Origin of the sequence: Nocardiopsis sp. Huas11 (assembly GCF_003634495.1) — a bacterium.
Lineage (GTDB): Bacteria > Actinomycetota > Actinomycetes > Streptosporangiales > Streptosporangiaceae > Nocardiopsis.
The window spans coordinates 2,236,807-2,260,182 of the sequence record NZ_RBKY01000001.1 but is presented as its reverse complement, the minus strand read 5'-3'; the positions used below and the strand labels follow the sequence as shown (position 1 = coordinate 2,260,182).

The window sequence follows — 23,376 nt, the reverse complement described above, 5'->3', positions numbered from 1 at the left end:
CGGCCCGTGCACCGGCGTGGGACGTGACGAGGAGGAGAACGATGGACGGGCGGGTTCTGGGCCTGAGCGGGGTCACGGTACGGCGGGGTGACGCGCACCTGCTGGCCGGTGTGGACTGGTCGGTCGCCGAGGGGGAGCGGTGGGTGATCCTCGGCCCGAACGGCGCGGGCAAGACCACGCTCCTCAACGTGGCCGCCAGCCAGTTGTTCCCCACCGCCGGCCAGGTCGACATCCTGGGTGAGCGGCTGGGCCGGGTCGACGTGTTCGAGCTGCGTCCGCTGATCGGCTACGCCGGCGCGTCCGTGGCGGGGCGCATCGAGCCGGGCACGAGCGTGCTCGACATCGTGGTGAGCGCCGCCTACGGCTATCTCGGCCGCTTCCGCGAGGAGTACGGCAACCCGGACTACGGCCGCGCTCGCGCGCTGCTGGGCCACTGGGGCGTCGCCGAGCTCGCCGACCGGATGTTCCACACGCTCTCCGAGGGCGAGCGCAAGCGCGTGCTCATCGCGCGGGCGCTGATGGCCGACCCCGAGCTGCTGCTCCTGGACGAGCCGGCCGCGGGACTGGACGTGGGCGGGCGTGAGGACCTCGTGCGGCGGCTGGGCAACCTGGCGCGCAACGAGAACGCGCCCTCGCTGGTGATCGTCTCGCACCACGTCGAGGAGATCCCCGAGGGCTTCACGCACGCGCTCCTGCTGCGTGAGGGCGGTCTGGTCGCGGCCGGCCCCCTGGACGAGGTGATGACGGCGGACGTGCTGTCGCAGACGTTCGGGCTGCCGTTGAAGGTGGAGCGGGTCGGGGACCGCTGGTCGGCGCAGGCCGTCTGAGCGGGCCCGGGGCGTGCCTCGCGATCGTGCGGGTCGCGGCGGCGCGCCCGGCTGAGGTGTGCGTCACGGGGCGGGGCTGTCACAGCCTCGTGGCGGGCGGCGTCTGATGGGCGAACGATCGTTTCGGAGCGGGGTGGAAGCACCGGCCGTCTCCGGGACGACCGCCGCCCTCGACGTCAAGGGAAGACCAGATGAACCTCGCTCTGTGGATCGTTGCCGGACTGCTGGCCGCCGCCTACTTCTTCGGTGGGGCCGGCAAGCTGATCATGCCGAAGGAGAAGATCGCCGCCTTCGGGCCCAGCGCCAGGTGGGTCGAGGACTGGAGCGCCGGGGGTGTGAAGGCCATCGGGGCCCTGGAGGTCCTGGGCGGGCTGGGCCTGGTGCTGCCCGCCGTGTTCGGCATCGCGCCGGTCTTGGTGCCGCTGGCCGCCCTGGGGCTGGCGTTGGTCATGGTGGGCGCGGCGATCACGCGGATCCGGCGCCGCGAGTTCCCGCTCATGGCCGTCGACCTGGTCTACCTGGCCCTGAACCTGTTCGTGGTGTGGGGCCGCTTGGTCGCCGAACCGTTCACCGGCTGACCGCCGTCGCCGGTCCTTGTGTACCGGAGTCCGCGCGAACCGGCATAAAGGGTTGCGGTATTGGTGAAAACCTAGGGTCCGGAATTTGGATTTCTGTCCGGATGTAGTCCGCCGGGGCGGATATGGGGTAGCGTCATCGATCGTTGAGCGGACCGCTCCATTTCAGCGCGCTTGATGATCGATCGGGTGGGCGGGGCCGTCATCGCGCAGTCCGCGACCGCGCCCGCCTGCCACCCTGTCAGGAGATCCGGAGCCGCCCAGATGCCGCTGCAGAACCCCACCCCACGCGTCGAGAGCGGGGTGGCCCCATGACCATGATCATCATCGTCGCGCTATTCGTCGCCGTTCTGTTGATCATCTTCTGGCGGAGCGTCCGCATCGTCCCCCACTCGATGGAGGACGTGGTCGAGCGTTTCGGTAAGTTCCACCGAACACTGAGTTCTGGTTTCAACGTCGTCATCCCCGGCGTCGACCAGGTGCGCGAACGCATCGACCGACGGGTGCAGGTGGTCAGTTTCCCCCCGCAGTCGGCGATCACCGAGGACAACCTCGCGGTGGAGGTGGACTCCGCCGTCTACATCCGCGTGATCGACGCCTACCGGGCCACCTACGAGGTCGCCAACTTCATCCAGGCGGTCGAACAGCTGACGCTGGCCACGCTGCGCAACGTCATCGGCGGGATGAACCTGGAGGGCACCCTCACCTCGCGTGACCAGATCAACCGCGAGTTGAAGACGGTGCTCGACGAGGCCACCCGCGACTGGGGCATCGAGATCAGCCGGATCGAGCTCAAGGGCATCGAGCCGCCGTCCTCCGTGCAGGAGGCGATGGAGATGCAGATGCGCGCCGACCGGGAGAAGCGCGCGCAGCTGCTCAGCGCGGAGGGTGAGAAGCAGTCCGCGGTGCTGCGCGCCGAGGGTGAGCGCACCGCCGCCGTGCTGCGGGCGGAGGGTGCGGCCGAGGCGCAGGCGCTCACGGCCAAGGCCGACGCCCAGGCCCAGACCACGCGGGCGCGTGGTGAGGCCGACTCCATCCACATGGTGTTCAAGGCGCTGCACACGAGCCGGGTCGACCCGGACGTGCTCGCCTACCACTACCTGCAGAAGCTGCCCGAGATCGCGCGGGGCGACGCCAACAAGGTGTGGATCGTGCCGGCCGAGATGGGCTCCGCCCTCCAGGGGCTGGGCGGCGCGTTCGACCGTCTGCGCAGTGAGGTCGTCAAACTCCCCTAGCGCTCCCATGCGCGCCCGACCGGGCCCGCTCGCGGACGGATCCGCGGGCGGGCCCTTCGCTGTGCCGTGGGTCACGCGACCCGCCGGAAGGTCCCACGAGTGCGCTCTCGTAGGCTGAGTGGGGTCTCGATGGTCGGGGCGGAACAGGGGCCGGATCGGAAGCGTCGCACATGGAACTCTGGGAGGTCGTCGCCGTTCTCCTCGCGGGAGTGGCGGCCGGCGGGATCAACGCCATCGCCGGGTCGGGCACGCTGTTCACCTTCCCCGTCCTGCTGGCGCTCGGGTACCCGCCCCTCACCGCGACCATCTCCAACAGCATCGGTCTGGCGCCGGGCACGCTCAGCGGCACCATCGCCTACCGGCGCGAACTGGCGGGCCAGCGCGCGCGGGTCCTGCGGCTGGGGTCGATGTCGTTCCTGGGCGCCGTCACGGGCGCCCTGCTGCTGATCTACCTGCCGGCCGACGTGTTCGAGACGATCGTGCCGTACATGATCGGTCTCGCCTGCGTGCTGATCCTGCTCCAGCCGCGTATCGCCAGGTGGGCGCGGTCCCGCAAACCTGCGCGGCCGAACGGGGGGCCGCTGATGCCGCTCGGCGTGTACGTGACCGGCACCTACGGCGGCTACTTCGCCGCCGCCCAGGGCATCATCCTGCTGAGTTTCCTCGGTACCGCGCTCGACGACGACCTGCAGCGGATCAACGCGCTCAAGAACGTGATGACCACGATCGTCAACAGCACCGCCGCGGTGTTCTACATCGTGCTCGCCGAGCCCGCGTGGCCGGTGGTCGGGCTGATCGCGGTCGGCACCATCGTGGGCGGCTACCTGGGGGCGCGCTTCGGCCGCAGGATGAGCCCGGCGGCCCTGCGCCTGTGCGTGGTGGTCGTGGGCCTGACCGCGGCCGTCCAGTTGATCCTCGGCCGGGTCTGAGCGGTCAGTTCCGGAAGTACCCGCGCCGGTCGGCGTCGTCGACGAGCGCGGTCGCGTAGGAGCCCAGGGCCTCGGAGCCCTCGGCGATCATCTTGACCTTCGCCATGACCTCGGCCCGGGTGACTCCGAACCGCAGCCAGGTGCCGCCCTCGTTGTGCCAGTTGGCGAGCATCGGGGCGAGGCGGTCGACGGCCCGGGCGAAGCGGGCCTCCGGGGTGGTCCTGGCCTCGAACTCCTCCCAGAGCTCCCGGGCGCGGGCGGCCTGGTCCTCGGGCAGCAGGGGGAAGAGGCGGTCGGCCGCGGCGCGTTCGCGCTCGGCCTGGGTCTCGGCGTTGACCTGGTCGAAGACGAAGGTGTCCCCTGCGTCGATCTCCACGATGTCGTGGACGACCAGCATCTCGGTGACGCGGTCGATGTCGGTGCCCTCGGGCGCGTACTCGGCGAAGGTGCGGGCGGACAGGGCCAGGTGCCAGGAGTGCTCGGCCGAGTTCTCTCGGCGCGAGCCGTCCACCAGCAGGTTCCGGCGCAGGACGCGCTTGAGCTTGTCCGCTTCCAGGAGGAAGCGCAGCTGCGCGTTCAACCGCTCGTTGTCGACCCCGCTGGCAAAGACCGGTGCCGGTTCCGTCACGTGGTTCGCCCTCCTGAGGGATGAGTCGAAACGGTCAGGTGGGCCGCGGTTGCGGCCGCTCCTGGATGATCCCATGGAACGCGCACCAACTGTCGCGGCGGCGTCGGCCAGACGGATACCGGAAGAGGTCGCGTGGTGCGCGCGGTGAACGATGGGTGTCGCTCGTGGCCGTGGTGCGAACGGAGGGCGGCCGGTGGCGGATCAGGCGTCCGCGGTCGCCTCGACCTGCGCGGAAGAGGTGAGGTGCCGGTGGAACCATTCGGTCAGCGCGCGGTCGGTGAGCACGCCGGCCGGGGTGAGCGGACCGGGTTCGAGTCCTGGTTCCGGTCCGATCGCGTGGGCCAGATCCGGAACAACGATGTGACGCAGTGCATGTTCGTCGCCGTGGCCGTCGCGGGCGGAGCTCAGGGCGTCGTGCAGGGTCTGGCCGTGCTGGGGCGGGACGACGGGGTCCTGCCTCCCGGTGACGACGAGGAGGGGGGCCTGGCTTCGGGCGATCTCGTCCGCGCGGGCGGTGAAGTCCAGCCAGTCGCGTACCTGCCGGGCCTGGTCGGTCCAGGTGTAGGGGTTGCCGGTGCGCTCCTGCCTGGCGGCGATGACCAGGGCGGGGTCGACGACGGGGTTGATGACGGCGGCGGCTCCCACGGGCAGGGCGGCGTCGGCCAGCGCCAGGAGCGCGGCCGCGGCTCCGGCTCCCACGCCGACCAGGCCGACGGGGTCGTCGGTGATGGGGAAGGCGGCGCGCAGCGCGGTGGTGACGCGGCGGAGTTCGGCGGCGGCCTGTTCGACCACGGGGCCGAAGAGTTCGACGAGGTAGTCGCGCTCGCCGAGCCGGTTGATCTCGGTGACGCCGCCCTCGGGCAGGCGGGCGCCGAACAGCGGCAGGCCGAGGAAGACGCGCCAGGCCGGGAGCGGCGCCATGGGGACGGCGCCGGCGAGCGCGGACTCACTGCGCGGCGGTTCGAAGGCGTGCAGACCCAGGACGAGTGGCGCGGGGACCCGGCCGTCGGCGGGCGGCAGGGCCAGGTAGGGGACTCCGGCGGCGGTGCCGGTGACGGGCCGGGTGAGTGCGCTTGCGTCGGCTACCAAGGATGGTCGCCTCCGGTTCGTACGGAGAAGTTGGACAGGTAACTGCTGACCAGGCGCTTGGCCTCGGTGATGAGGTCGGGGTCGCCTTCGGCGTCGTCTCGGAAGGCGAGCTTGAGCACGGCGTCGGCCGCCTCGACGGCGACGTTGACCGCCCGGTCCAGTCCCTCATCATCGGGGATGCCTGTGACGGAAACGATGATTCGGCGCAGGCGCACGGAGATGACGCGGTTGTTCTCGGCCCCTCCGTTGAGCAGTCGGGTGTCGACGATGTCGCCGAAGTGCAGGCTGCGGAAGCCGGGCACGTTGCGGTGCATGTCGATGTACTCGTCGATGACGGTGTCGACGGCGCCGGTCCAGTGGGTGAAGGAGGCGTCGGCGAGGCGTTCGGTGACGCGGGCGCTGAACTGGTCGAGGTAGCGCAGGCCGAGGGCCTGGGTGATGGCCTTCTTGTCCGGGAAGAACTGGTAGACCGAGCCGATGGCGACGCCGGCGCGTTCGGCGATGCGTGTGGTGGAGAGGTTGTCGTAGCCGACCTCGTCGAGGAGGTCGGCGCAGCAGTCGAGCATGCGCTGGACCCGCAGCATGCTGCGCTGCTGGGCGGGCAGGCGGCGCAGGGGCGCCTGCGCGAAGGCGAGTTCGTCCTGTGCGGCGCCGGCGGGCCCGCGGCTGTCGCGTGACATGTCGGGCCCGTCCGTTCCGCCTGTGGACCGCCGTGGCCGTGGGGGCGTTGTGCTTCGGGAGTGTGTCGTCACACCACCTATGATGCCTTTCCGGATTCACCTGGTTCCGGGGAAATTCCAGTTTCGTTCCGAGGCCGGCCACTCCGGCTGCCGCGAGGCCGCTGATCGGGGAATTCGTGCCGGTGGCGCGGAGGGCGGAGGGCGCGGACCACACGGTTGGGAAGCGCTTTCCAATCCGGGTCGTGGCATGGTTGGATCGTGGCCGAGGCAGTGCACACACGTCCTGGAGGATGAGGCATGAACACCGTCCCGACCGACACCGCGCCGGAAGAGCTCGACGCCGCCCTCACCCGGGCGTCCGGCGCCGCGCCCCTGCTGGCCGGCCTCGCGCCGAGTGAGCGCGCCGACCTCCTGGAGGCCGTCGCGGCCGCCCTGGACGCGGCCGCCGAAGAGCTCGTCCCCCTCGCGATGGAGGAGGCCCACTACCCGGAGGCGCGCTGCCGGGGCGAGCTGGGCCGCACCACCTTCCAGCTGCGCGAGTTCGCGGGGCTGCTGCGCGACGGCTCCTATCTGGAGGTGGCCGTGGACCCGGCCGACCCGGAGTGGGGCACGCCCCGCCCGGACACGCGCCGCGTCCTGGTCCCGCTCGGCCCGGTCGTGGTGTTCGGGGCCAGCAACTTCCCCTTCGCCTTCGCCACGGCGGGCGGCGACACCGCCTCCGCGCTGGCCGCCGGCTGCCCCGTCGTGGTCAAGGCGCACCCCGGCCACCCGAAGCTGGCCCAGCGCACGGCCGAGATCGTCGTGGCGGCCCTGACCGAGGCGGGCGCCCCCGAGGGCGCCTTCGGCATCGTCCACGGTGTGGAGGCCGGCCGCCAGGCCGTCCTGCACCCGCTCACCCGGGCCGTCGGCTTCACCGGTTCCATCCCCGGCGGGCGGGCGCTGTTCGACCTGGCCAACTCGCGCCCGGACCCGATCCCGTTCTACGGCGAGCTCGGCAGCGTGAACCCGGTGTTCGTCACCCGCGCCGCCATGGCCGCGCGGGGCGAGGAGGTCCTCAAGGGCTACGCGGACTCGGCCAACATGGGCGCGGGGCAGTTCTGCACCAAGCCCGGGGTCGTCTTCCTGCCCGAGGACACCAAGCTCGACGCCCTCGTCACGGACTTCACCGAGCGCGGCGCGGCCTCGCTGCTCAACGACCGCGTGTCCCAGGGCTTCGACCGGGTGCTCGGCGGGCTCGTGGACCACCCGGCCACCGAGGTGCTGGTCCGCGGCAGCCGGACCGACGACGGCTGGTCGCCCTCGCTGCTGCGCACCGACCTCGACGCCCTGCTGGAGAACGCCGACATCCTGTTGGAGGAGTGCTTCGGTCCCGCGACGCTCGTGGTGACCTACGCCGACGAGCGGCGGCTGCTGGAGGCCTCGGGTGTGCTCAAGGGCCAGCTCACCGTCACCGTCCACGGTGAGGAGGACGACGCGGTGGCCCCCGCGCTGCTGGCCCTGGGCGCCTCCGTGGCCGGTCGCGTGATCTGGAACGGGTGGCCGACCGGCGTCGCCGTCACGCACGCGATGACGCACGGCGGTCCCTACCCCGCCACCACCGCGCCCCTGCACACCTCTGTGGGCACCACGGCGATCCGCCGCTTCCTGCGCCCGGTCACCTACCAGTCGGTCCCGCAGGCGCTGCTGCCGGCGGCGCTGCGCGACGACAACCCGCTGGGCGTGCCCCGCCGGGTCAACGGGGCCCACCCGTCCGTGTGATCCGGACCCGTCCGGACCCGTCCGGATCCCTCAGCACGCCCCGGTTCCTTCCGGACCGTGCCCGCCGGCCCCGCCCTCACACTGTGGGGACGGGGCCGGCCGCGTCGCGGTCGTCGTCGGTACGGAAGCGCTCCAACCGGGCCTGCCGGTCCCTGGCGTAGAAGTACAGGGCCACCATGGCGACCACCAGGAGCGCCAGAGGCGTCGGCCGGGTCAGCGCCAGCGGCTCGAAGTCCGAGCCGACGAGGTCGGTGAGGGAGGGCACGGTGACGACCGCGGCGGCGGGTACCAGCGGCGCCATGAGGTAGGCGGGGCTGGTGGCCCGCAGCAGGTGGCCGCTCATCTGCCGGGCCGCCCGGTTGATCTCGCGGTCGGGCCCCAGCCGCCCGGTGCCCGCCTGGAGCCGGGCGGCGGCGTAGACGTCGGGGCGGACCGTCGTCGTGTCGTGTCGTGCCGGGCCGGCGGCCCGGCACCCGCCGGTTTCTGACCGGTCGGTGTGAGCTTGCCCGGCCGCGTCTTGGGGGCGGGGGCGGGCGCGCGTAGTCTCGCGTCATGAACACCGAACCCGCCCTCACAGGCGTCGAAGCACTCGTCCGGGACCTGCCGAAGGTGGAGCTGCACGTCCACCTGGAGGGGTCGATGCCGTCCGAGACCCTGTTCGAGCTGGCCGGGCGGCACGGGGTGCCGGAGCTGCCGGACACCCTGGAGAAGCTGCGCGAGTGGTACGCCTTCACCGACTTCCCGCACTTCGTGGAGGTGTACCTGGCGTCGGTGGGCACGTTGCGCCAGGAGGACGACTTCGCGCTGCTGGCCTCGGTCGTGGCCCGGCGGCTGGCCGCCCAGAACGTGCGCTACGCCGAGCTGCACGTCAGCCTGTACGCGCACCTGATGCGGGGCGTCCCGGCCCGGGTGGTCTTCGACGGCATCGAGAGGGCACGGATCGACGCCGAGCGCGAGCACGGCATCCGGTTGCGCTGGATCCCGGACTTTCCCGCCGACTTCGGCGTGGAGTGCGCCGAGGCGACGCTCGATGCGGTGCTGGCGGACGGGCCGCCGAGCGTGGTCGGCTTCGGCGTGGGCGGGATGGAGACCCCGCTGGAACAGTACGCGGACGTCTTCGGCCGGGCGCGCGCGGCCGGACTGGCGAGCCTGCCGCACGCCGGGGAGCACGGCGGGCCGGAGCGGGTGCGCGAGGCCCTGGACGTGCTGGGAGCGGAGCGGATCGGGCACGGCATCGACTCCATGAAGGACGACGCCCTGGTCGAACGCCTGGTGGCGCAACAGGTCCCGGTGGACGTGAGCCCGACCTCGAACCTGTGTACCCGCGCCGTGGCGGACCTGGCGGAGCACCCGTTGCCGCGCATGCTGGACGCCGGGCTGTTCGTGACCCTCAACAGCGACGACCCGACCATGTTCGGCACCGACCTGAACCAGGAGTACCTGGTCGCGCACCGGATGGGGCTCGGCGCCGACGACCTCGTGCGGCTGGCCGCCAACGGCGTGCGCGCCTCCTACCTGGGAGCCGCCCGCCGGCAGGCGCTGCTGGCGGAGATCGACGCCGTCGCGACCCGGCACGGGGCGGCGCCGGTGCTGTAGGAGCGGGACGGGCTCCGCACGGCGAAGGGCCCGGCCGGCGCGCTGTCCGCGCCCGGCCGGGCCCCTTGTGCGCTGTGACCCCCAGCCCGTGTTTTTTGCAGCATTCCGGGCTCGCGGCCGCCAGGACCGCCTCTCGCGGCGCCTCTGCGCTCGTGCAGCACGACCAGGCTGAACTTCGCACATCGTCGTGCGAGAGACGGCCTGACGACCGCGAGCTCACCCGAAAGCCTTCAGAAAAACACGCCCTAGTGTTCTGATTGGTTAGTTCGCTTGCTGATGCGTTGGCAGTACGAGGCGAGGGATTCGAGGATCTCCTCTGCGGTCTTGGTCCACACATAGGGTCGGGGATTCTCGTTCCAGGACGCGGCCCAGGCGCGGATGTCCTTCTCCAGGGCCTGGACGCTGCGATGGGTACCGCGGCGGATCAGCCGGTTGGTGATCTCGGCGAACCACCGCTCGACCAGGTTCAGCCAGGAGGAACTGGTCGGGATGAAGTGCAGGTGGAACCGGGGATGGCGGACCAGCCACCGCCGGACCTCGGCCGTCTTGTGGGTGGCGTAGTTGTCCAGGATCAGGTGCACCTGCAGGTCCGCGGGGACCTCGCGGTCGATCTTGGCCAGGAACTTCTTGAACTCGATGGCGCGGTGGCGGCGGTGGATGGAAGTGATCACCTGGCCCGTGGCGGTGTCCAGCGCGGCGAACAGGCTGGTCACCCCGGCACGCACGTAGTCATGGGTGGCCCGCTCGGGGGTGCCGGGCATCATCGGCAGCACCGGTTGGGTGCGGTTGAGCGCCTGGATCTGGGACTTCTCGTCCACGCACAGAGCCACCGCCCGTTCAGGCGGGTCGAGGTAGAGGCCCACCACGTCGCGGACCTTGTCGATGAAGAACGGGTCGGTGGAGATCTTGAACTGTTCCCGCCGGTGGGGCTGCAGGCCGAAGGCGTTCCAGATGCGCCACACCGCGTTCTGGGTCATGCCGGTGTGCTCGGCCATGGAGCGCGTGGACCAGTGGGTGTCAGGGGCGGGTGTGCTCTCCAGGGTCGCGGCCACCACCGCCTCGACCTGGGCATCGGTGATCGTGCGCGGTCGTCCCGGCCTTGGTTCGTCGGTCAGGCCGTCCATGCGGTGCGCGATGAAGCGCTGGCGCCACTTGGTCACCGTGGGCGCAGATACCCCGACCTCGCGGCGGACCTGGGCGTTGGACAGGCCTTCGGCGCAGGCGAGCACGATCCGCGCCCGCAGGGCCAGGTCCTGTGCGGTCTTGCGTCGTCTGATCCACCGCTGGAGCTCGGCGTGTTCTTCATCGCTCAGCTCCAGCGGCGGCAGCTTCGGTCCAGGAGCACTCATCCCACAACCATAAACGAAATAACCAATCAGAACACTAGGCGGGGGAGTCGGTCAGCGGCAGGCCGCACTCGGTGCGCATGTCGACCCACGTCTGGTGGGCCTGGTCGGCCGCGTCGCCCTCGTAGGGGACCGGCACGCCGTTCTGGATCTGGGCGGGGGCCCAGTCGGAGTCGGTCACGCGGCCCTGGTCGAAGGTCAGGGTGAGCACGCCCGTCTCGGCGGTGGGCCCGTTGAAGTTGTAGAAGACGAAGTTGCCCAGGCCGTAGTGCACGTAGGAGTCACCGCTGAACCCGCCCGGGGAGAGCACGTGGGCGTGCCCGCCGACCACGGCGGTGGCGCCGGCCTCGACCAGCTCGTCGGCCAGCGTGGGGGCGTGCGGGAGCGGGCAGTGCGAGCCCTCCAGGCCCCAGTGCAGGAACACCACGACGTTGTCGGCCTCGGCGGCGGCCTCGGAGACCGCCGTGAGCATCCGCTCCTTCATCTCGTTCTTGGTGGAGGCCATGCCGGGCTTGCCCTCGCCCGCGGTCCACTCGGCCATGAGGTGGTCGTCCATCACGTCCGTGGCGCCGAACATGGCCACGGTCTGTCCGTTGACCTCGGCGATGTGGGGGGTGTACGCCTCGTCCGCGTCGAGCCCGGCGCCCACCAGCGCCACGGGCGAGGCCTCGGCGTTGGCGAGGGTGTCGCTCAGGCCGTCGGTCCCGTAGTCCATGCCGTGGTTGTTGGCGACCGTGGCCACGTCGACGCCCGCCGCGTCCAGCGCCTCCAGCGCGCTGGGCGGGGCGCGGAACAGGAACTCCTTGCCGGGCGCGGGGGTGCCGCCCTCGGTCACCGCCGTCTCCAGGTTGATCATGGCCAGATCGGCGGCGGAGAGCTGCTCGGCGATGGGGCCGAGAGCGGTGGCCGGGTCGTTCAGGCGCGGCTCCAGCACACCGTCGAACATGGTGTCGCCGCCGAAGGCGATGGTGAACGGCTCCCCGGTCTCGGCGGGCTCGCTCTCCTGCGCCTCGGGGGTGGGGGAAGAGGAGGACTCCTCGGGTGAGACCGCCCCTGCTGTCTCGTCCGCGGTGTCGTCGCCGGAGGAGCAGGCGGTGGCCAGCAGGACGAGGGCGAGTGCGACGCTCCCGGTGATGAGGGGGATGCCGCGGCGGGGGGTCGGGGTTCCTACGGGCTGCATGCGTGCTCCAGTGCGGGCGGGAAAACGGCGAGCGGGGGTCCTCGGTGGTGTCTCAGGGTTAGGACGCGCGCTCGACGTCTCCGGTTGGCCGTCGCGGTCGGACGAATGCGGGCGGGGTCCGACCTGTGGTCAGGTGGCTACTTGAGGTGATCAGTCTAATGCGGAAGGTCATGGTGCGCCGAGGCCGGCCCCGTGGGTCCCCTCGTCGAGTCTTCCAGGTTAGGCGCTGTTGACCAGCGGTTTTGTCGCGCTTGGTGGGGATTGTGCGTCGCCGTCCTGGCGGGAGGTGACAGGTGGCGGTGGCGGCGAGAGGACCGGCGGGGGCGGATCTCGGCGGTCGCGCCGCGCCGGTCGGTGCGCCGGAACGACTGCGCGGCGGACGCCGACGACCACGCACGGTGACGAACGCGGTGCGTGTGGACCTCGGGGCGGGGAGGGGGTGGGCGGCGGCGGTGTGCGCCGGTGGATCTTCGCTTTCATGGCCTTTCGGGCAAAAGGTACGCCCGTTTAAAACCGGGCAATTCATAGCCATTGTTCGCAGGATTTGCGGTCACGGACGAAACGAAGCTCTTTCGTAGTTCGTGGACGGAAGTCGCAGAAATTTTTCCCTGCAATAACTACACAAGGCTTTCAAGTATCAACACACAGTAGCTACCGATAAGCCTATGAGCTTTGGTTATGACAAAGGGTTGCCACGCATGTTCATATAGTGTTGACGGCGTGGCGAGTCATTTTCTGAAACGGCTGGCGCGCCGCCGGTGTCTTGCTAACGTTTCGGTCCATCGGCGGTTCACCGGGTGGATGACCCCATCGTGAGCCGCCGACAAGGGTCTTCCCGCCGTCTCGCCGTTTCCGGGTGACGGACCCCGTGCCGTTCGGGTGTGAGGCCGAGTGCCACCGCGATGCGCGGACACCGGTTCCCCCACGGCCCCAGCGGCGCCACAGGCGCCGACTACCCGGCTGTCTTCCCTGAAAGGCTCCACAGCACTATGCGCAACACCTTCCGTTACTCCTTCGCCACCGTCCTGACCGCCGGCCTGGTGGTCGCCCCCCTGACGGCGGCCTTCGCCGACACCACCACCAGCGGCTCCGGCGGTGTGGGCAGCGGCAACCAGATCGTCGTCCCGGCCGACGTCGAGGCCGACCTGTGCGGCAACTCGCTGGCCGTCCTGGGCATCTCGCAGGCGAAGTGCACCGAGGTCTCCGAGGTCCTCTACGAGAGCAGCGGCCAGGGCGGCCCGTCCACCGACGGCTCCGGCGGTGTGGCCAGCGGCAACCAGATCGTGGTCCCGGTCGACGCCGCTCTGGAGGCCTGCGGCAACGCCGTGGGCGTGGGCGGGGTGTCCGAGGCCGAGTGCGTGGAGGTCGTCGAGGTCCTGGAGGACGAGTCCGAGTCCTCCGACGCGCCGACCACCAGCGGCTCCGGCGGTGTGGCCAGCGGCAACCAGATCGTGATCCCGGTCGACGTCGCGGTCAACGTCTGTGGGAACTCGGTCGCCATCCTGGGCAACGCCAGCTCCACGTGCACCACGATCGTCAACATCATCCAGTCCTCCCCCGAGAACGAGGGCGAGGGTCCCTCCACCGACGGCTCGGGCGGCGTGGGCAGCGGCAACCAGGTCGTGGTGCCCGTCGACGCGGCCGTCGACATCTGCGGCAACGCGGTGTCGGTCCTGGGCCTGGCCGAGGCCTCCTGCCTGGAGACCATCTCCGACGGCGGTAACGGCGACGAGGACGGCGGTGACGACGGCGACGACGGTGACGACGGCGGGGACGACGACACGGACCAGGACCGTGACGAGGACACCGACGACGGCGACACCGGCGGGGAGGACGGCGGCGACGACGGCGACACCGGCGGCGAGGACGGCGGCAAGGACACCGACGACTCCAGCACCGCCGACGAGCGCCCCACGCCCCAGCCGCAGGCCGACGAGCAGCTCGCCCTGACCGGCACCGCCCTGGGCAGCCTGGTCGCCGCCGGCGTGGCGGCGATCGGCGCCGGCGCCGCCGGCCTGTACTTCGCCCGCAAGCGCCGGGCCGCCGCGACCGAGGACGCGCCGGTCGGCGACGACGTCTAGGACGTGTAGGACGTGCCACAGCAGTGTGGAGCGTGACGCCGACGCGTCGCGCGGTGCGGGGCCGCCGGTGACCGGCGGCCCCGCGTGCGTGTGCGGGCACCGGGCCGCGTGGGCCGGGTCGGCAGGGCGAGCGGTGCGGTCCGGTGCGGGGCTGTGGTCGGCGCCCGCCGCGCCCACTGGGCCAGGGGCGGTGCGGGAGGGCCCGGGGCGTCTCATAACCTCGAAGACGTGCTCAAAGTCCTGTTCTCGCGACGCATGGTCGCCTTCCACCTGCTGGTCCTGGTGATCGTGCCCAGCTTCGTCTGGCTGGGTTCTTGGCAGTTGGGCCGGTGGGAGACGCGCAGCGAGGCCGTGCGCCTGCAACAGGACAACGTGGCCGCCGATCCGGTGCCGGTCGAGGAGCTCACCGGGGTCGGCGAGGAGGTCTCGCCGGAAAACCGGTGGCGCGCCGTAGAGGTGAGCGGCACGTGGGACACCGAGCACGAGCTGCTCGTGCGCAACCGCGACGGCTCTCGCGGGGTCGGCTTCCACGTCCTGACGCCGCTGGTCACCGAGGACGGCTCGGCCGTCCTGGTCAACCGCGGTTGGATCATGCGGGGCGACACCGCGCTCGACGTGCCGGAGATCCCGCCCGCGCCGGAGGGGACCGTGGAGGTCACCGGCCGCCTGCAGTTCACCGAGACCGAGGAGAACACCGGGCTCGCCAACCGCGACGACCTGCCCGAGGGGCAGATCATGATCGTCGACGTGGACATGCTCTCCGAACGGCTCCCCTACCCCGTCCTCGGCGGGTACGTGGAGCTCACCGCGCAGGACCCCGTCCCCGACCCCGCGCCCGAGCGGGTCGAGCTGCGGGAGGAGGACTCGGGGATGAGCCTGTCCTACGCCGTGCAGTGGTGGGTGTTCTCGGTGGTGGCGGTCGTGGGCTGGGTGTTCCTCATCCGCCGCGAGCTGCGCGACGCCCGCGAGGCGGACGAGGCGGACGAGGCGGGGCAGGCCGAGGAACCGACGGGCTCCGACGACACCGCGGGCGCCGGCGCCGGGTCCGTGCCCGAGGGGATCCATGCCGGACGACAGTGACTACCCGGCGCCCGGCCGGGTCGAGCGCCGGGCGGTGGGCCCCGAGGAGAGCAGCCGGGCCGGACGCCGGTGGTGGGACGGCGCGGCCGACGCCTACCAGGCCGACCACGGCGACTTCCTCGGCGACGCCGACTTCGTGTGGTGCCCGGAGGGGCTGACCGAGGCCGAGGCGGGTCTGCTCGGCGTCCAGGACATGGCGTCGACACGGTTCCTGGAGGTGGGGTGCGGGGCAGGCCAGTGCGGCCGGTGGCTGCGCGCCCAGGGCGCCCGCGAGGTGGTGGCGTTCGACCTGTCCCTGCGCCAGCTGCGGCACGCGCACCGGATCGACGAGCGCACCGGGTACCGGCTGCCGACCGTCCAGGCCGACGCCCAGCGGCTGCCGTTCGCCGACGCCTGCTTCGACGTGGTCTTCTCCTCCTTCGGGGCGTTCCCGTTCGTGCCCTCGGCCGACGACGCGCTGGCCGAGTCGGCCCGCGTGCTCAGGCCGGGCGGGCGCCTGGTGTTCTCCGTGACGCACCCGGTCCGGTGGGGTTTCCCCGACGACCCCACCGAGGACGGGTTCACGGTGCACCAGTCCTACTTCGACCGGCGCGCGTACGTGGAGGAGGACGACCACGGCGAGGCGGTCTACGTGGAGCACCACCACACGGTGGGGGACTGGGTGCGGGGGATCGCGAGGGCCGGACTGGTCCTGCGCGACCTGGTGGAACCGGAGTGGCCCGAGGGGCACGACCGGGTGTGGGGCGGCTGGGGGCCCGTGCGCGGGCGGATGATCCCGGGCACGGCGGTGTTCGTCGCGGTCAAGCCCGGGAGTCCTGGCCGGTAGGGGCGTCGAGGTATGCGGGAGGGACGGCGGCGACCAGCCAGACGCCGTTCCCGGTGACCCGGAAGACGTGGCCGTCGTCGTGCATGCGCCCGGCGTCGACGGTGAGGACGACCGGAGCGCCCCGGCGGGAGCCGACCCTGCGGGCCGTGGCCTCGTCCGGGGACAGGTGCACGTCGTGGCGTCGCATGGGCCGCAGGCCCTCGGCCATGATGGCGGTCAGGAAGCGGCCCGTGGTGCCGTGGTGGAGCAGACGCGGCGGCCGGGTCGGTTCCAGGTCGAGGTCGACCCGCACGGAGTGGCCCTGGTGGGCGCGGACACGGGCGCCGTCGGGGCTGAGGGCGAACCGCTTCTTGTCGTTGGTGGCCACGATCTCCTCCAGTGCCGCGCGGGTGAGGGCGACCCCGGCTCGTCGGCAGCCGCGTAGGAGGGAGTCGACGTCCGTCCAGCCTCGCTCGTCCAGTCGGATACCGGCCAGGCCGGGATCGTGGCGCAGGACGCGCGAGAGGAATCTGGACGCGCGGGTGAGTTCCTTTCCGTTCATGCTCCGAGGATGGCGGGGGCGGGACGGGAGGGCCAGGGGTTTTCGGAGAGGTCCGTGCGCCGCGATCGGGCGCGGCGGCGGGCCCGGGGCGGACCGTGGAAAAGGGCTTGGAGGCCCGCTCGGCGCGTGGATAGGGTCGCATCCCACGAGCGAGAGGAGTCGCCTTGTCCCAGAGGTTGCGGCAGGTGTGGCGGGAGACGCGCACAGCCTTCGAAGAGGAGCGCTACACCGTCGGGGGCCGCACGGTGGACCTGTCCGGAGCGCTGGCGGCCATGCGCGCGGGGACCAGGCTCCGCCTGCCCGAGGAGGTGGCCCGGCTGACCGCCTCCGAGATGCGGGGCGCACACGCGACCGGGTTCGAGGTCACGAAGGAGAGCACACTGGAGGCCGTCGTTCGGCTGGCCGGCGCCGAAGACGCGACCGGGGGAGCCGCTGGGAGCGGGAGCGTGGCCGCGCTGAACTTCGCGTCGGCTCGCAACCCCGGCGGGGGTGTGGCCAACGGGGCCCGTGCGCAGGAGGAGAGTCTGGCGCGGTCCAGTGCCTTGTACGCCTTGCTGACGGCGTGCCCGGAATTCTACGAACACCACCGGGCGGCGCCGAGCCTTCTCTACACCGACCGGGTGATCTACTCGCCGAGTGTCCCGGTCTTTCGCGACGACCGGGGAGGGTGGCTCCCTGAACCCGTGTCGGCGGGTTTCCTGACGTGTGCCGCGCCGAACCGGCGGATGATCGAGCGGAACCGGACGGGCGAGGAGGCGCGGATCCCCGGCGTGTTGGCGGGCCGGGCGCGCGGCGTCCTGGCGGTGGCGGCCGACGCGGGTGTCGATCGCCTGGTGCTGGGAGCGTGGGGGTGCGGGGTGTTCGGGAACCGGCCGGCCGAGGTGGCGCGGGCGTTCGCGGAGCCTCTGCACGGAGAGTTCGAGGGCGTGTTCGCGCAGGTGGTGTTCGCGGTTCTGGACCGCGACGAGCAGGTGCGCGCGCCCTTCCGGGAGGTGTTCGCGGGCGGCCGGTGACGGTCTCTGTAGGATCGCGGCACGGTTCCCGGCAGTGAAGAGGAGTCCCCTGGTGCCTGACGTCCGGATCCGCACCGCTCGCCCCTCCGACCACGCGCGCTTCGTGGCGGTCTGCGACGAGTGGTGGGGGCGGCCGATGACGCACCTCCTGCCGCGCCTGTTCCTCGACCACTTCCACACCACCAGCCTCACGGCCGAGGAGGGGGAGGAGCTGGCGGGCTTCCTCGTCGGATTCGTCTCCCCCTCGGACCCCGAGGAGGCGTACGTGCACTTCATCGCGGTCGCCCCCGAGCACCGGCGTTCGGGGCTGGCCGGCGAGCTGTACCGGCGGTTCGCCGACGCGGCGCGGGAGCGGGGGTGTGCGGTGGTCCGCGCGATCACCTCGCCGGCCAACGAGCGCTCGATCGCCTTCCACGGGGCGTTCGGCTTCACCGTCACGGGCCCGCACCCGGACTACGACGGCCCGGGCGTGGACCGGATGGCCTTCGAACTGCGGTTGTGATCCCGGGCCCGTATCATCCGGGGCAAGCGGACGCGGAGGCGAAGCGATGCGGCTCAAGCTGGACCTGCACGACATCTTCAACAAGGGGCGCGACATCGATCGCGCCCTGAGCGAGATCATGGACGAGGCCGAGCGGACCAAGGCCAAGACCGTGGAGATCATCCCGGGCAAGGGGTCGGGCCAGTTGAAGAAGCGCGTCCTGCGCTTCCTCGACCGCAAGGACATCAAGGCCCGCTACCACCGTGTGGACAAGGACTCCAAGAACTTCGGCCGGCTGTTCGTGCACTTCAAGCACTGAGGGCCGGGCGGCCGACGGATCGGCCGCCCGGCGTCGACATGTGGGTCACCACCAGGGGTGGTCGGTCCGCACGGCGGCGGTGCGGGAGACGCGGGCGTCCTCGGTCAGGAGGTAGCCGTCGTGCCGGGCGTCGTTCACGGCCCGGTTGACCCGCCACACGTAGCCGCCGCGCCGCGGGTACATCTCCTCCAGGGTCTCCTCGGTGAAGGGCACGTGGGCTCCCATGAGCACGCAGAACGGGTCGCCGGTGTTCGTCCCCTGGTTGAGCGCCGTGGCGACCTCGTGCTCGGACAGGCGGATCCCGCCGAGCCGGTTGCCGTGCTCGTCGCGGCCCGGGGTCGTGGCGTCCGTCCACTCCAGCCGCGGAGCGGCCGGGGGCGCCGTGCCGTCCTCGATCCAGTCGACCATCTGGTCGTAGGCCGCGTTCAGCACGTGGTGGAACGGGACCCGGCTCAGCGGCGGGCGGTCGCACCGCTGCGGTTCGGTGCCCGGGTTCTCGCGGGCGATGAGCGGCGCGAAGGTCAGGTACTCGTGGAAGCCCACGTGCGCGGTCCCGGCCACCTCCCACCGGCGGTAGTACTCCGAGTCCGGCTCCTCGCTCTGGGAGCGCAGGCGCACGTCGGTCTCCGCCATGAGCCGCATGACCGGTGTGGTCCCCTCGGCCAGATCGCCGGGGGCGCCGTGGATCATGAAGCCGTCGACGACTCCGTGGGCCGGGTGGACCGCGTTGTGGTACCCGGTGAGGTACCGGGCCGACTGGGAGTGGCCGGTGGCGATGACCGTGTCGACGTCGAAGCCGGGCAGCGGGTCCACGCCCTCGGGTGAGCGCAGGGCACGCGCCGCCTCGGAGTAGATGTCGAACGCCGGGGCGTCGGCCAGCTCGCGACCGCCGACGTCCAGGTCGCCGTAGCGCTCGGCGTCCCACGCGCGCAGCGCGTCGACCCCGACCCGCTGGGCGGAGAGGCCGACCCAGACGTGGCCCTCGCGCATGAAGTAGTCGTTGGACAGGAACCAGTCGATCTCGATGTCCTGCCCGAAGCTCACGTTGTTCCATTCCAGGAACGTGGTCCCGCTGGAGTCGCGGGTGCGCGCGGGGCGCCGGACCACCATCCGGGTGGTGTAGGGGGAGGAGCCGGTCACCTCGCCGGTGGCGGGATCGTAGTGCTCGGCGGTGCCCTCCAGGAGGAACTCCTCCTCGACGTAGCCGTACGCGTCGAGGTCGACCTCGACGGTCTCGCCCGCCTCGATCGGGGGCGCCGGGGGTCCGTCGGCGGACATGAACGGGTAGGAGTCGTCGGTGACGGGGACCGGGCCGGACACCGTGGCGGCGGGTCCCTCGGCGGATCCGTCGTCGGTCGCGTCGGCCGGTTCGGACCACGCGGGTGGTGCGAGGAGCAGGGCCGAGACGACGGCCAGCCCGGTCGCGGCCGCGCCGACGCGCAGAGGGGTGCGAGAACTCATCCGTACGACCTTCGAGTAGCCCATTGGTGCCGGAAAGGCTAGGACGGGCGCATCGGCCGGACAAGGAGGGCTGGACGCCGTTCCGCGCCTTCGGGAGAGAACCCGTGGATCCACCGATGGGCGCGGTGCGAGGGCGCGCGCGGTCGTCGGGGGCCGATCCCCCGGGCCCGTGCCGCTGTGCCATCGTGTGCGTCATGGCGGACGCGCGGCGCAGGATCCCGACCCGACGACTGGTCCTCGAACCACTGGCCGAAGGGCACGCCGACGCGGTCGTGGGCCTCTTCGCCGCTCCGGAGATGAGCACCTATCTCGGCGCGGACCTGTCGGATCCCGGGACGGCCCGGACCATGGTCGGCGGCAGGCTGGCCTACGAGGGGCCGGCCGAACTCGGGCACTGGGTCCTGCTGCTCGACGGCGCGCTGGTCGGGCTGGCGCACCTGCGTCCGTCGCGTGAGCTGCCGGGCGGGCTGCCGGAGATCGGCTGGTACGTGGGCGCCCGGTGCGCGGGCGCGGGACTGGCGACCGAGGCCGCGGGGGCGCTGCTGCGCCACGGGCTGGACGAGCTCCGGCTGACCTCCGTCTGGGCGCTGGTCCACGTCGACAACGCCGCCAGCCTGCGCGTGGCGGAACGGCTGGGGTTCCTGCCCGTGGGGGAGGGGACGCACTACGGCGGGCCGCACCGGGTGCACGTCGCTCTGCCGGACCGCGACCGGTGAGCGAGGGCGCGGGCGGTCGGCCTCACTCCCCGGAGGCGGGGGCGGGGGTACGGGCGAGCCGGCCGAGCCGTTCCTCGGAGGGCGACCCCGGTTCGGCGCAGTAGGTCATGAGCACCTGGCCGGAGTCGCCGGGCAGGACGGCCTTGGAGTAGTGCAGTTCCAGCTCGCCCACCTCCGGGTGCAGGAGCCGGTGGACGCCGAACGGGTGCTCGCTCACCTCGGCCTCGCCCCAGAGCTCGGCGAAGCGCGTGCTCCGCCGGCGCAGGTCCATCACCACCGCGCACAGGCGCGGGTCGTCCGGGTCGCGGGCCGACTCCACCCGCAGCTTGGCGACCAGGGCGCGGCGCATCGCCTCGGGGTCGACGTGGGGGACCTCGGCGTCGTCGTCGCGAAAGACCATCCTCGCCAGGTTGAGCTCCGACTCGGGCAGGTCGTCCACGCCCGGCCACAGCCGGCCCGTCATCCGGTTCCAGACCAGCAGGTCGAGCGAGCGGCCCAGCACCATCGCCGGGACGCGGTCCACGGCGTCGACGAGGGCGACCAGTGCGGGGCGCACCCGTGGGCGGGGCGCCTCCGGCGGCACGCACCGTCCGTCCCCGGCCGGCTCCGCCGGGCCGCGGGCGCCGGCGTCGGCCAGATCGTGCAGGTAGCCGCGTTCGACACCGGACATCATCAGCGCGTCGGCGATGGCGTCGAGCACCGACGCCGACACCCGGCCGCCGCGGCCCTGCTCGATGCGCGTGTAGTAGTCCACGCTCACCCCGGCGCGCAGGGCGACCTCCTCCCGGCGCAGCCCGCGCACCCGCCGGCGGTTGACGCCCTCGGGCAGGCCCACCAGCCGGGGGGTGAGGACGGCCCGTCGGCCCTTGAGGAACCGGCTGATCTCCGCGTCCGCGTTCACCATGGGCCCCAGTATCCACCGGGCCGTCCTGGTACTGCCAGACCCCGGTTGCGGCGGGCCTGGTCCGGTCCCGACCGCCCGGCCACAGTGGTGCCCGCACGGACACCGCGACGAGGGGAACGACATGGAACGGCGCGCACTCGGCCGGACGGGGATCTCGGTCAGCGAGTACGCCCTCGGCACGATGATGCTCGGGGCCTGGGGGAACACCGACCACGACGACGCGGTCCGGATGGTGCACACCGCGCTGGACGCGGGGATCAACCTCGTGGACACCGCGGACATGTACTCCGGGGGAGAGTCCGAGCGCATCGTCGGCCGGGCGCTCAAGGGGCGGCGGGACGACGTGGTCCTGGCGACCAAGTTCCACCATCCGATGGGCTCGGACCCCAACGACCGGGGCAACTCCCGGCGGTGGATCGTCCGCGCGGTCGAGGACAGCCTGCGGCGCCTGGACACGGACTGGATCGACCTGTACCAGGTGCACCGGCCGGACCCCCGCACCGACATCGACGAGACGCTGTCGGCGCTGTCGGACCTGGTGCGCTCGGGGAAGGTACGCGCGATCGGCACGTCGGCGTTCCCGGCGGAGGAGATCGTGGAGGCGCAGTGGGCGGCCGCGGAGCGCGGGCACGTGCGCCCGCGCAGCGAGCAGCCGCCGTACTCCCTCCTGGCGCGGGGTATCGAGCGGGACGTCCTCCCCACCGCGGCGCGGTACGGGATGGGGGTGCTGACGTGGAGTCCGTTGAGTGCCGGATGGCTGTCGGGCCGCTACGGCGGGCCGGGCGGAGCCGACCCCTCCACCGCGCACCGCGGCGCGGTGCTGGCCCCGATGTTCGACCCGGCCGTGCCCGCCAACGCCGCCAAGCTCGCCGCGGTGGAGCGGCTGCACGGGGTCGCCGCCGACGCGGAACTGACCCTGCCCCACCTGGCGACGGCGTTCGTGCGCGAGCACCCGGCCGTGACCTCCGTGCTCATCGGCCCGCGCACGCACGAGCAGTTGACGGACCTGGTGGCGGGCGCGGACGTCCGACTGGGCGCGGACGTGCTGGACCGGATCGACGAGATCGTCCCGCCGGGGACCGACGTCAGCCGCGACATGGTCTTCTACGAGCCGCCGGCGCTGACCGACCGGCGTCTGCGGCGCCGGTAGGGCGCCGCGGGGACCCGGGCGCCCCGGTCCCCGGTTCCCGGCATCAGGACCGCGGGGCGGTGAACCGCGCCGGGCGCCGCTCCAGGAACGCGGAGATGCCCTCGTGCAGGTCTCCGCTGCGCGCGGCCTCCTCATCCCAGCCCTGGACGAGCTCGGGCGTGAGCGCGCCCGCGCCGATCGCGTCGACGAGGTCCTTGGCGGCGCGCACGCTCACCTGGGAGCGGTCGCCGATGGTGGCGGCGAGCGCGGTGACGCGGTGGGCGAGTTCGGACTCGGGCACCACCTCGTCGAGCAGCCCGGTGCGCAGCGCCTCCTCGGCCCCGAGGAGGTCGGCGGTGAAGAGCAGGCGTTTGGCGGTGGACGGTCCGGCCAGGGCGACGATCCGCCGCAGGGACGAGGCGGGGTAGACCACCCCGAGCTTGGCCGCGGGGATGCCCACGCGGGTGCGCGGCGTGCCCACGCGCAGGTCGCAGGCGGTCGCGAGCAGGCAGCCGCCGCCCACGCACAGGCCGTCGACCATGGCGATGGTCGGCTTGGGGAAGGCTGCGAGGGCCGTGCCCGCGGCCTCGGCGAGGCGGTCGTCCAGCACGCGCGCCCCGGCCTTCTCGACGTCGTCGGCGCCCGCGGTGAGCTCGGTGATGTCGGCGCCCGCGCAGAAGTCCGGTCCCGCACCGGTCAGGACCACCACCCGGATGTCGGGGTCGTGCGCCAGGGACTCCAGCAGCCGGGGCAGCAGGCTCCACATGTGCGCGGTCATCGCGTTCTTGCGCCGCTGGTGGTCGATGCGCAGGGTGGCGGTGGCACCGGAGGTGGTGAGGTCGATGGTGGGTGCGGTGGACATCGGTTCGCTTCCTCGGGAGGGGACGCACGGGTCGGTTCCGGGCGCTCCCATGCTCCACCAGGGCGTCGGCGCCCGCGCGCGCGGGACCGCCGCGGCCGGGTCGTGCCCCGCGCACCGTGC

The 23,376-nt window shown here is 72.2% G+C and carries 24 protein-coding genes; 14 read left to right on the top strand and 10 right to left on the bottom strand.

Annotated elements, in window-relative coordinates:
• Nucleotides 1-41: 41 nt before the first annotated feature.
• From DFP74_RS10055 to DFP74_RS10040, 4 genes are all read left to right on the top strand, one after another.
• Nucleotides 42-827, top strand: a complete 786-nt coding sequence (locus DFP74_RS10055) for an ABC transporter ATP-binding protein (protein WP_121181454.1) — start codon at nucleotides 42-44, stop codon at nucleotides 825-827.
• Nucleotides 828-1,018: 191 nt separating this feature from the next.
• Nucleotides 1,019-1,405, top strand: coding sequence for a DoxX family protein (locus DFP74_RS10050; protein ID WP_121181453.1), 387 nt, complete (start codon nucleotides 1,019-1,021; stop codon nucleotides 1,403-1,405).
• A 308-nt stretch (nucleotides 1,406-1,713) separates the two neighbouring features.
• Nucleotides 1,714-2,637: an SPFH domain-containing protein gene (locus DFP74_RS10045; protein WP_121181452.1), complete on the top strand. Its 924-nt coding sequence runs from the start codon at nucleotides 1,714-1,716 to the stop codon at nucleotides 2,635-2,637.
• A gap of 170 nt (nucleotides 2,638-2,807) precedes the next feature.
• Nucleotides 2,808-3,566, top strand: coding sequence for a sulfite exporter TauE/SafE family protein (locus tag DFP74_RS10040; RefSeq protein ID WP_121181451.1), 759 nt, complete (start codon nucleotides 2,808-2,810; stop codon nucleotides 3,564-3,566).
• A gap of 4 nt (nucleotides 3,567-3,570) precedes the next feature.
• Here the strand turns inward: DFP74_RS10040 and DFP74_RS10035 are convergent, their stop codons facing one another.
• The 3 genes from DFP74_RS10035 to DFP74_RS10025 all read right to left on the bottom strand — a co-directional run bounded on the left by DFP74_RS10035 (nucleotide 3,571) and on the right by DFP74_RS10025 (nucleotide 5,867).
• Complete coding sequence (locus DFP74_RS10035) at nucleotides 3,571-4,194, bottom strand: HD domain-containing protein (RefSeq protein ID WP_121181450.1); 624 nt, start codon at nucleotides 4,192-4,194, stop codon at nucleotides 3,571-3,573.
• A gap of 201 nt (nucleotides 4,195-4,395) precedes the next feature.
• On the bottom strand, nucleotides 4,396-5,283 hold the full coding sequence (locus tag DFP74_RS10030) for a S9 family peptidase (RefSeq protein ID WP_121181449.1): 888 nt from the start codon (nucleotides 5,281-5,283) through the stop codon (nucleotides 4,396-4,398).
• Complete coding sequence (locus DFP74_RS10025) at nucleotides 5,277-5,867, bottom strand: TetR/AcrR family transcriptional regulator (protein WP_121188157.1); 591 nt, start codon at nucleotides 5,865-5,867, stop codon at nucleotides 5,277-5,279. The genes DFP74_RS10030 and DFP74_RS10025 overlap by 7 nt, the downstream gene beginning before the upstream one ends.
• A 393-nt stretch (nucleotides 5,868-6,260) precedes the next feature.
• On the opposite strand from DFP74_RS10025, the gene DFP74_RS10020 reads away from it, so the two are divergent.
• Nucleotides 6,261-7,721: an aldehyde dehydrogenase (NADP(+)) gene (locus DFP74_RS10020; RefSeq protein ID WP_121181448.1), complete on the top strand. Its 1,461-nt coding sequence runs from the start codon at nucleotides 6,261-6,263 to the stop codon at nucleotides 7,719-7,721.
• Nucleotides 7,722-7,797: 76 nt separating this feature from the next.
• Here DFP74_RS10020 and DFP74_RS10015 read toward each other — a convergent pair whose 3' ends face one another.
• Nucleotides 7,798-8,064, bottom strand: a complete 267-nt coding sequence (locus tag DFP74_RS10015) for a hypothetical protein (protein ID WP_121181447.1) — start codon at nucleotides 8,062-8,064, stop codon at nucleotides 7,798-7,800.
• 209 nt (nucleotides 8,065-8,273) lie between these two features.
• Here DFP74_RS10015 and add point away from each other — a divergent pair, with 209 nt between their 5' ends.
• Complete coding sequence (gene add, locus DFP74_RS10010; protein WP_121181446.1) at nucleotides 8,274-9,317, top strand: adenosine deaminase; 1,044 nt, start codon at nucleotides 8,274-8,276, stop codon at nucleotides 9,315-9,317.
• Between the two features lie 245 nt (nucleotides 9,318-9,562).
• Here the strand turns inward: add and DFP74_RS10005 are convergent, their stop codons facing one another.
• Together DFP74_RS10005 and DFP74_RS10000 are read right to left on the bottom strand one after the other, a co-directional pair.
• Nucleotides 9,563-10,666: an IS630 family transposase gene (locus tag DFP74_RS10005; RefSeq protein WP_121179900.1), complete on the bottom strand. Its 1,104-nt coding sequence runs from the start codon at nucleotides 10,664-10,666 to the stop codon at nucleotides 9,563-9,565.
• 34 nt (nucleotides 10,667-10,700) lie between these two features.
• A complete protein-coding gene (locus tag DFP74_RS10000; protein WP_121181445.1) occupies nucleotides 10,701-11,843 on the bottom strand; it encodes a CapA family protein in 1,143 nt (380 codons plus the stop codon).
• A 989-nt stretch (nucleotides 11,844-12,832) separates the two neighbouring features.
• Here DFP74_RS10000 and DFP74_RS09995 point away from each other — a divergent pair.
• The 3 genes from DFP74_RS09995 to DFP74_RS09985 all read left to right on the top strand — a co-directional run bounded on the left by DFP74_RS09995 (nucleotide 12,833) and on the right by DFP74_RS09985 (nucleotide 15,830).
• Nucleotides 12,833-13,924, top strand: coding sequence for a chaplin (locus tag DFP74_RS09995; RefSeq protein ID WP_121181444.1), 1,092 nt, complete (start codon nucleotides 12,833-12,835; stop codon nucleotides 13,922-13,924).
• A gap of 228 nt (nucleotides 13,925-14,152) precedes the next feature.
• Nucleotides 14,153-15,004: an SURF1 family protein gene (locus DFP74_RS09990; RefSeq protein WP_199725578.1), complete on the top strand. Its 852-nt coding sequence runs from the start codon at nucleotides 14,153-14,155 to the stop codon at nucleotides 15,002-15,004.
• Nucleotides 14,988-15,830 (top strand): class I SAM-dependent methyltransferase, encoded by an 843-nt coding sequence (locus DFP74_RS09985; RefSeq protein ID WP_121181442.1) that lies wholly within the window; start codon nucleotides 14,988-14,990, stop codon nucleotides 15,828-15,830. The genes DFP74_RS09990 and DFP74_RS09985 overlap by 17 nt, the downstream gene beginning before the upstream one ends.
• Here the strand turns inward: DFP74_RS09985 and DFP74_RS09980 are convergent.
• Complete coding sequence (locus DFP74_RS09980; protein ID WP_121181441.1) at nucleotides 15,805-16,371, bottom strand: RNA 2'-phosphotransferase; 567 nt, start codon at nucleotides 16,369-16,371, stop codon at nucleotides 15,805-15,807. The two genes, DFP74_RS09985 and DFP74_RS09980, sit on opposite strands and share 26 nt — an antisense overlap.
• 164 nt (nucleotides 16,372-16,535) lie before the next feature.
• Between DFP74_RS09980 and DFP74_RS09975 the strand changes: the two genes are divergently transcribed.
• The 3 genes from DFP74_RS09975 to DFP74_RS09965 are packed head-to-tail and all read left to right on the top strand — an operon-like array spanning nucleotide 16,536 to nucleotide 18,184.
• On the top strand, nucleotides 16,536-17,384 hold the full coding sequence (locus DFP74_RS09975) for a TIGR02452 family protein (protein WP_121181440.1): 849 nt from the start codon (nucleotides 16,536-16,538) through the stop codon (nucleotides 17,382-17,384).
• A 52-nt stretch (nucleotides 17,385-17,436) separates the two neighbouring features.
• The gene (locus DFP74_RS09970; protein WP_121181439.1) at nucleotides 17,437-17,886 is read left to right on the top strand and encodes a GNAT family N-acetyltransferase; all 450 of its coding nucleotides are present in this window, start codon (nucleotides 17,437-17,439) and stop codon (nucleotides 17,884-17,886) included.
• Between the two features lie 46 nt (nucleotides 17,887-17,932).
• On the top strand, nucleotides 17,933-18,184 hold the full coding sequence (locus DFP74_RS09965; protein ID WP_121181438.1) for a Smr/MutS family protein: 252 nt from the start codon (nucleotides 17,933-17,935) through the stop codon (nucleotides 18,182-18,184).
• 45 nt (nucleotides 18,185-18,229) lie between these two features.
• Here DFP74_RS09965 and DFP74_RS09960 read toward each other — a convergent pair whose 3' ends face one another.
• Nucleotides 18,230-19,645, bottom strand: coding sequence for an alpha/beta hydrolase domain-containing protein (locus DFP74_RS09960; RefSeq protein WP_121181437.1), 1,416 nt, complete (start codon nucleotides 19,643-19,645; stop codon nucleotides 18,230-18,232).
• 194 nt (nucleotides 19,646-19,839) lie between these two features.
• On the opposite strand from DFP74_RS09960, the gene DFP74_RS09955 reads away from it, so the two are divergent.
• Nucleotides 19,840-20,361 (top strand): GNAT family N-acetyltransferase, encoded by a 522-nt coding sequence (locus tag DFP74_RS09955; RefSeq protein WP_121181436.1) that lies wholly within the window; start codon nucleotides 19,840-19,842, stop codon nucleotides 20,359-20,361.
• Between the two features lie 22 nt (nucleotides 20,362-20,383).
• On the opposite strand, the gene DFP74_RS09950 is transcribed toward DFP74_RS09955, so the two are convergent.
• On the bottom strand, nucleotides 20,384-21,265 hold the full coding sequence (locus tag DFP74_RS09950; RefSeq protein WP_121181435.1) for a helix-turn-helix transcriptional regulator: 882 nt from the start codon (nucleotides 21,263-21,265) through the stop codon (nucleotides 20,384-20,386).
• Between the two features lie 121 nt (nucleotides 21,266-21,386).
• On the opposite strand from DFP74_RS09950, the gene DFP74_RS09945 reads away from it, so the two are divergent.
• On the top strand, nucleotides 21,387-22,415 hold the full coding sequence (locus tag DFP74_RS09945; RefSeq protein ID WP_121181434.1) for an aldo/keto reductase: 1,029 nt from the start codon (nucleotides 21,387-21,389) through the stop codon (nucleotides 22,413-22,415).
• Between the two features lie 43 nt (nucleotides 22,416-22,458).
• Here the strand turns inward: DFP74_RS09945 and DFP74_RS09940 are convergent, their stop codons facing one another.
• Complete coding sequence (locus DFP74_RS09940; protein ID WP_121181433.1) at nucleotides 22,459-23,256, bottom strand: enoyl-CoA hydratase/isomerase family protein; 798 nt, start codon at nucleotides 23,254-23,256, stop codon at nucleotides 22,459-22,461.
• Nucleotides 23,257-23,376: the final 120 nt, after the last annotated feature.